The sequence below is a fragment of the Acidithrix ferrooxidans genome (assembly GCF_000949295.1).
GTDB lineage: Bacteria > Actinomycetota > Acidimicrobiia > Acidimicrobiales > Acidimicrobiaceae > Acidithrix > Acidithrix ferrooxidans.
The window spans coordinates 1-7,082 of record NZ_JXYS01000054.1; the positions used below are offsets into that span (position 1 = coordinate 1).

Below are 7,082 nucleotides of genomic sequence, written 5' to 3' on the forward strand. Positions count from 1 at the left end.
TTCGGGTTATGAGTTCTATTTGAGCCGTCCAAGGGGTCCGACACTGTCCTCCATCGTCGCCCTGATTCTGCCTTTCACTAGGGTATTTCTTCGGAATATACGCTCCATGCAGGATCAACGTTCTATCGGATCGTCGCCTAATAGTAGGGATGGATTAGGGATGGAATCATTTTTGTTCGGATTGGCGCGGCTGCGGTCGCTGCCGCTCAAGAACAAGCTTGCTGAAGGCAGATCCTGATGGAATCTTGATCATGTGGAGTCAGAAATATTTCCTTAGATTGAGTTTTCTATAATCGCCAAAGGCACTCTCTAGCATTCTGAGCCTCAGCGACCTTGCATTTTCTGAGATTGAAAGATCGTCTGAATCGCTGCAGGAAGAGTTCAGGTAAAGCCAAAATAATTCACTTGTAGGATGGCTCCATGAGCTATGAATCAGTTAACAGCAGCCCATCCATCAGCTTCCAACGTGAAGCCAATGCCTTTTTTGCTGCTCTTGAACGTACATCACCAGATGCCATCACCGCCTGTTCTGGATGGACTGCACATGAGATTGTTGCCCATTTGGCTGCCGCCGGTCTCGAGGTGGCACTGAATTTGGAAGCTTATGGGGAAGGAAGACCGGTTCCTCCAACGCGAAGTTTTGAGGAACGTGAAGCTCCTTTTAGGGAAATGAATGACCATTTGCTTCGTGTCGAACTGCCAAAGTCGATTGCCCGCATGTCTAGTGCTCTTGATGCGGTACTTGCCAATGAACCCGATGCAGTCGTACCATGGACTGGAAGACAGATGGTAGTAAAGACGTTCTTGACTCACTTACGGAGCGAGTTTGCAATCCATCGCTTCGATCTGATTGGCGATGACGAGATCAGCAAAGAGCTGCTGGCGCAGCCAGACCTTACCAACCATGCAGTTACCGTGCTCGGCAAGGCTCTTCTACTACGTGGATCAAATCCTGAATCCCTAGGGTTCCGAGCCACTATTGCCTCACCAGGCGCATCTGACGTTACAGTTGTAGTCGACGCTGAAGGGTCACGTTTGATCCACACTGAAGATCTATTAGAAGCTTCAGTGATTGGAGATTCAGCAGCGAGGTTGCTATTCCTCTGGGGACGTAAACCCGGTGACCCAAGTAGGCTCAAGGCGCCCGGAGGACCAGATGTATTGCGTTATCTCCAAACATTGCTTGCTGGGTACTAATACCTGGCTTGACTGTGGTTTGGACTACTGGAGTGCGACGGTATCTATTGCGAATTCTTGGCACAGGCCGGTTTGGCCATCTTTGGTGATCCGTATCACGCGCCGATCAGCCTGAATCATCCAACCGAGCACAATGAAACGATTGAGAAGGGCCGCACCCAACCTGCCTCCAAGATGGGGACGTTGCTCGCTCCAGTCAAGGCAGTACAGGACAAGAGGTCTTCGTGATGATTGATCGAGTTCCACTCCTAAATCCTTGAGCCGCTCTTTGCCATACTCGGTGATGACGTATTGATTGGACCTTCCAGCTCCAACTATTGGGTCCGCAGCCATGCCCGGGTTGGTTTCTACTCGGACTATTTCACTGTTGAGAAGACTGTCGCAAATAGCGACACCAAGGCGACCCGCCAGATGGTCATAACAGGTTCGCGCCTGGCGAATTGCACTGGCATGTGTGGCTTGGCGTAAAGAACGTATGGGACGAGATGGGGCAACTCTAGCCAGGGCCTCTACTGCTTGTGCCACTTCGGGAGCTGCCAGTCGGAAATAGCGATGTCGACCTGAAGGCTCAACGGAGATTAAACCACCATCTACCAAACGGGCCAGATGACCCGAAAGAGTAGAGGGAGCCACTCCAGCCTCGACAGCCAAAGTGCTTGCTGCCAAAGCACGTCCGTCGGCCAAGGCCACGAGCACCGCTGCCCTGGATGGCTCTCCCATCAAGGCGGCTACTGTCGCAATGTCAGCATCTCCGTCCATCTGTAGAAGTTTACTCAAAGAACACTTCAATTTTCGCTGAAGTGTTTTACCGTTAGGGTGAACGTCATGGATGAGAGCGGAAAATCTTCAACATGGCCTCTGGTAACAATCTGTTTCGGGTACTTTATGGTGATCCTGGATGCGACTGCAGTCAATGTAGCGCTTCCGGCATTAATGCGAAGTCTGCATACAACCACGACCAGCCTTCAGTGGATTGTCGATTCTTACAGCTTGGTGTTCGCCGCATTGTTGCTTTCGGCTGGTGCGCTTGGTGATCGTCGGGGAGCCAAAGGGGTCTTTCTGGTCGGCATTGGCCTGTTTACAGTTTCTTCTCTTGCGTGTGGTTTGGCACAATCTGCCGACATGCTTATCTTGGCACGATGCATTCAAGGTTTTGGGGCCGCACTTGCAGTTCCCACATCGCTTTCATTGTTGCAAACGAGCTACACCGACCGGGCAGCCCGAGCCCGCGCTTTCGGTATTTGGGGAGGAGTGGCCGGTATTGCAGCCGGTGCCGGCCCAGTTGTCGGCGGAGCCTTGGTAAGCAGTCTCGGTTGGCAATCGGTCTTTTTTATAAATGTGCCGATTGGCGTGACTGGAATCGTTCTGGCGAGCCATTTCTTGCCGTCTACACCACGCTATCCTCATGGCATCGACCCGGCTGGGCAAATATCGGGCGTCTTGTGTCTTTCCGGGGTAACGGTCGCCCTTATCGAGGCTGGACCCATGGGTTGGGCCTCGCCTGTTGTCATAGCGGGATTCGCTGTATTCGCGGTAGCAGGAGGTGCCTTTATCGCCATTGAGAACCAAGCGCGTTTTCCTATGCTTCCGCTTGGACTGTTTTCTTCGGCCAACTTCTCTGTCGTAACGGTCGTGGGGCTATTAATAAACTTTGCCTTTTATGGCGAGCTATTCGTTATGAGCATCTACCTCCAACAGCTTCGGGGACTCACCCCACTGTCTGCAGGAGTTGCCCTTTTGCCGCAGATGGCGACGGCTGTTATCGGCTCGACCCTCTCAGGACGAGTCATGGTCCACACTGGCCCGCGACTTCCCATGCTGGTTGGTCTCACGGTGGGCGGTGTGGGACTATTCGGCTTGATGGCTACTGGCGTACATAGCGGATACGGTCTTCTTGTCATACCGTTCTTAGCAGTGGGATTTGGTATGTCATTTACCATGCCGGCAGCTACTGCTGCGATTATGCAAGCTGCTCCAGTTGCCAACGGAGGCATTGCATCTGGGGTTCTCAATTCAGCTAGACAAGTTGGAGGAGTAATTGGGGTAGCTTTGCTCGGAACCCTTGTTGTCGCTCATCGCTCCAGCTTCATACAGGGTCTTCATGTCGGGATGTTGATTGCTGGCAGTGCGTTTCTTCTTGGGGCTGTTCTAGTTTGGCTTCTTGTCGAACGAGCCATTCCAGAGGCATGAGTGAATGATAGCTAGCCATGCTGCTGGTAACCTCATTTGACTTGAATACTCTTGATGGAACACGTAACATCCTCCCTTGAGACTAGCTTGGATATTTCGACGGTAAAGAGTTAGTGGAATGGGTGGTAAAGGGATAGCCAAGGAGGTCAGTTCTCGATCTCGTTATATCCTTTTCGCCAGATTAGGTTCAGGCTCTTGTAAGTCATCACTACTTCGTTGGCCTGATTTTTGAGAGTGTGTGCAAATTGTACCCGACCACTGTCATTCGCCGAAGTCAAGCTTTTTTCAACAATCTCCACGTTAAGTGTCACGGTGTCTCCAGGTCGTACGGGACGTCGCCACCGTAGCTCATCGACACCGATCCCAATTTTCATCGACTCTTCTACCAAGCCTAGCTTTAGAAATAGCCACCAGGCGATACTAAGTGTATGGAACCCTGACGCAATAAGACCCTTAAAGGATCCATCCTCTGCGTGTACGCGATCAATGTGCATCGACTGCGGATCATATGAGTGGGCAAAGGTGATTATTTCAGCTTCAGTGAATGTCCGTCCTGCACCGATAAAAGTTTGGCCCACCTCAAAATCATCAAAATACATTGGCATCGGCTATCTCCGATCTTGTCGAATTTCGTTTGCGTTGGATTCTGGCATCTCAGTGCAGGTTGTCCGGTCACCGGATTGTCCAGCTAATGAAACATGCGCTGCATTCCTTACTCCGCCGTCGACGGATCTACGGTGGTAACTACCGAGTGGGTGGGTATCTCGTAGTGTTTCTGGGTGAGAGCTACAACCGCTCCAGCAAGAAGCACTCCTACCGACAGAGTGAGCCCGACGCTCAAACCCGCGGATGAATCTGAGAGCACACCGGCGAACAGGGGACCAAGGCACTGGCCCAGGGCACAGGCAACCGTCAGTCCGGCGATCGCCGGTGTCCAGTGATGCGGCGCAAGCGAGCGGCGGGCAACTGCGGTGACCGCAGTGACCATCGACAGGAACGACCCCCCGAACAGCAGCGCGGATCCAATGGCAGCCTCCGGTGATCGCGACACCAGCGGCAGCAGCGCCCCAGCGCTGAGTACAGCAAGCACCATGGCGGGTCCACGCCCTCCACGCAGCCTGGCGATCGGCCGTGCCCAAATAAAGGCACCGACAATCGACGCCACGCCAAGCACCATCCAGAAGACGGTGATTTTCCCTGGGCCCGTACCGTTACCTTTTAGAAAAGCAACGATGAAGGTCATGTAGGCGATATAGCCTGCCCCGAAAAGGCCATAGGAGACGAGCAACGAGCTGAGGTGCCGGGCCCGGCCAGTGTCTGTCGGCCACAGGTGGCACCAGTGGCTCCGTGCTGGCCATAGCCACGGGAGCTACGATAACAAAAGCCACAGCACCGAGCCCCGCAAGCAGGACCCATCCCCATCGCCAACCATCTGCGATACTCGTAATGGCGAGTAGGTACGGGATCGCAAGACCTGACGCTATGATCCCCACCCCGGCACCACCGGCAAAGTAGATACCCAGCAGCGTGGCTGCTCGGTGAGGGGACATCGTCGAAACGGCCGCAGCGACTATCCCCGCGCCAGTAATGAAAGTGATCGCGCCAGATGCTCCGGCGACGGCACGCAAAGCGACCAATCCGACTGTGTTGCCTGTACCACCTGTAGCAAGAAGTGATAGCACGACAACCCCGAGACTAGCAATGAAGACACGGCGTGTCCCGTAACGACGCGCAACACCTGCGGCCAGAAGTGCTCCAGCGAGATATCCGAGAGCGTTTGCGGTATTCATCGCACCCGCTGTGGCGAATGACCAATGCAGATCGGCACGCATAGATGGAAGCAGCAGCGCATAGGCAAAGCGGGCCAGGCCGATAGCGACTGTGGGCCCGAGTGCCAGACCGAGAGCGATCGCGAGGCCTGAGGGAAGCCGTGCATCCCTTAGCGAAGATGAGCGCCAAATCGGCGAGCCAGATGAACTCATTGGCTACTCTCCTGGTACGCGTCGATAAGCATGGCAGCCAAACGCCGGGCGTCTGTCGCCGCAGCGAGGTCGCCATCGACAAGTACACGGGCGTTCGCACCGTCGACCAGGAGCATCAGGTCGGAACCCAGACGCTGGGGATCGGAGAACCCGGCTTCGCTAGCGAGCCCGGCTAGGTACTCGCGCATCCAGCGTTTGTGGCGACGAGCCACCTCCTGAGCCGGGTGGCCCGGACCAGCAACCTCAGCGACGGTGTTCACGAAAGCGCATCCACGTTCCCCCTCGCTTGCATGCCAGTTCGCCAGCCAGTCGAAGACTGCCAGTAGCCGCTCACGTGGACTGTCCGCGTGGGTCCGCACCCAAGCGTCAAGCATCGCCACTCGCTCGGCATGACGCCGTTCAAGCACCGCGGTAACAAGCTCGTCCTTGGACCGGAAGTGAGCATACAGCGTCGGCTTGGACACTCCCGAGCGGGCCACAACCTTGTCCACCCCGGTGGCAGCGATACCTTCCGTGTAGAACAGCTCGGTGGCAGTGTCAAGCAGCCGTGCGTGGGTAATACTGGGAAGACTCATAGAACTATACTGACAGGTCAGTAAAGTTTTGTCAAATCGTCCAGATCAATTTGTATCGCGGCTGGTTTACCTAGATATGTTGGAACTGGTTCTAAAGCGAAGTTGTCGACTTAAATACGTGGAATAAAGTTCACACACCCACATAATTAACGCAGAGGATCCTCAGCAGGAGGGATCCTTACCTGCATTTTCTCTAGTGACGGGGATAGGATTTGAACCTATGACATTCGGGTTATGAGTTCTATTTGAGCCGTCCAAGGGGTCCGACACTGTCCTCCATCGTCGCCCTGATTCTGCCTTTCACTAGGGTATTTCTTCGGAATATACGCTCCATGCAGGATCAACGTTCTATCGGATCGTCGCCTAATAGTAGGGATGGATTAGGGATGGAATCATTTTTGTTCGGATTGGCGCGGCTGCGGTCGCTGCCGCTCAAGAACAAGCTTGCTGAAGGCAGATCCTGATGGAATCTTGATCATGTGGAGTCAGAAATATTTCCTTAGATTGAGTTTTCTATAATCGCCAAAGGCACTCTCTAGCATTCTGAGCCTCAGCGACCTTGCATTTTCTGAGATTGAAAGATCGTCTGAATCGCTGCAGGAAGAGTTCAGGTAAAGCCAAAATAATTCACTTGTAGGATGGCTCCATGAGCTATGAATCAGTTAACAGCAGCCCATCCATCAGCTTCCAACGTGAAGCCAATGCCTTTTTTGCTGCTCTTGAACGTACATCACCAGATGCCATCACCGCCTGTTCTGGATGGACTGCACATGAGATTGTTGCCCATTTGGCTGCCGCCGGTCTCGAGGTGGCACTGAATTTGGAAGCTTATGGGGAAGGAAGACCGGTTCCTCCAACGCGAAGTTTTGAGGAACGTGAAGCTCCTTTTAGGGAAATGAATGACCATTTGCTTCGTGTCGAACTGCCAAAGTCGATTGCCCGCATGTCTAGTGCTCTTGATGCGGTACTTGCCAATGAACCCGATGCAGTCGTACCATGGACTGGAAGACAGATGGTAGTAAAGACGTTCTTGACTCACTTACGGAGCGAGTTTGCAATCCATCGCTTCGATCTGATTGGCGATGACGAGATCAGCAAAGAGCTGCTGGCGCAGCCAGACCTTACCAACCATGCAGTT

9 protein-coding genes are annotated in these 7,082 nt (G+C 53.6%); 4 read left to right on the top strand and 5 right to left on the bottom strand.

From position 1 onward, the window contains the following. Positions 1-238, top strand: a 238-nt coding sequence (locus tag AXFE_RS20765; RefSeq protein ID WP_235347716.1) for a hypothetical protein, incomplete at its 5' end; no start/stop codon positions are given. Positions 239-420: 182 nt separating this feature from the next. Next, positions 421-1,197 carry a maleylpyruvate isomerase N-terminal domain-containing protein gene (locus AXFE_RS08795; protein ID WP_052605507.1) on the top strand — a complete coding sequence of 259 codons (777 nt, stop codon included), beginning with the start codon at positions 421-423 and terminating at the stop codon, positions 1,195-1,197. A gap of 24 nt (positions 1,198-1,221) precedes the next feature. Here the strand turns inward: AXFE_RS08795 and AXFE_RS08800 are convergent, their stop codons facing one another. Further along, positions 1,222-1,974 (bottom strand): ArsR/SmtB family transcription factor, encoded by a 753-nt coding sequence (locus AXFE_RS08800; RefSeq protein WP_200891238.1) that lies wholly within the window; start codon positions 1,972-1,974, stop codon positions 1,222-1,224. A gap of 48 nt (positions 1,975-2,022) precedes the next feature. Between AXFE_RS08800 and AXFE_RS08805 the strand changes: the two genes are divergently transcribed. Next, the gene (locus AXFE_RS08805; protein ID WP_052605509.1) at positions 2,023-3,387 is read left to right on the top strand and encodes an MFS transporter; all 1,365 of its coding nucleotides are present in this window, start codon (positions 2,023-2,025) and stop codon (positions 3,385-3,387) included. Positions 3,388-3,533: 146 nt separating this feature from the next. On the opposite strand, the gene AXFE_RS08810 is transcribed toward AXFE_RS08805, so the two are convergent. The 4 genes from AXFE_RS08810 to AXFE_RS08825 all read right to left on the bottom strand — a co-directional run bounded on the left by AXFE_RS08810 (position 3,534) and on the right by AXFE_RS08825 (position 5,944). Beyond that, positions 3,534-3,992, bottom strand: a complete 459-nt coding sequence (locus AXFE_RS08810; protein WP_052605510.1) for a MaoC/PaaZ C-terminal domain-containing protein — start codon at positions 3,990-3,992, stop codon at positions 3,534-3,536. Between the two features lie 107 nt (positions 3,993-4,099). Further along, complete coding sequence (locus tag AXFE_RS21065; RefSeq protein ID WP_082058815.1) at positions 4,100-4,675, bottom strand: YbfB/YjiJ family MFS transporter; 576 nt, start codon at positions 4,673-4,675, stop codon at positions 4,100-4,102. Further along, positions 4,599-5,369, bottom strand: a complete 771-nt coding sequence (locus AXFE_RS21070; protein WP_052605512.1) for a YbfB/YjiJ family MFS transporter — start codon at positions 5,367-5,369, stop codon at positions 4,599-4,601. The genes AXFE_RS21065 and AXFE_RS21070 overlap by 77 nt, the downstream gene beginning before the upstream one ends. Beyond that, positions 5,366-5,944 carry a TetR/AcrR family transcriptional regulator gene (locus tag AXFE_RS08825; RefSeq protein ID WP_052605513.1) on the bottom strand — a complete coding sequence of 193 codons (579 nt, stop codon included), beginning with the start codon at positions 5,942-5,944 and terminating at the stop codon, positions 5,366-5,368. Before AXFE_RS08825 ends, AXFE_RS21070 begins: the two co-directional genes overlap by 4 nt. Before the next feature lie 646 nt (positions 5,945-6,590). Between AXFE_RS08825 and AXFE_RS08830 the strand changes: the two genes are divergently transcribed. Further along, positions 6,591-7,082 (top strand): maleylpyruvate isomerase N-terminal domain-containing protein (locus AXFE_RS08830; protein ID WP_160291795.1); only part of this gene is annotated, 492 nt, incomplete at its 3' end.

Bases quoted from the DNA above. Each gene is read 5' to 3' on its own strand.
- AXFE_RS08795 (WP_052605507.1), top strand. From the start codon at position 421: ATGAGCTATGAATCAGTTAACAGCAGCCCATCCATCAGCTTCCAACGT.
- AXFE_RS08805 (WP_052605509.1), top strand. From the start codon at position 2,023: ATGGATGAGAGCGGAAAATCTTCAACATGGCCTCTGGTAACAATCTGT.
- AXFE_RS08810 (WP_052605510.1), bottom strand. From the start codon at position 3,992: ATGCCAATGTATTTTGATGATTTTGAGGTGGGCCAAACTTTTATCGGT.
- AXFE_RS21070 (WP_052605512.1), bottom strand. From the start codon at position 5,369: ATGAGTTCATCTGGCTCGCCGATTTGGCGCTCATCTTCGCTAAGGGAT.
- AXFE_RS08825 (WP_052605513.1), bottom strand. From the start codon at position 5,944: ATGAGTCTTCCCAGTATTACCCACGCACGGCTGCTTGACACTGCCACC.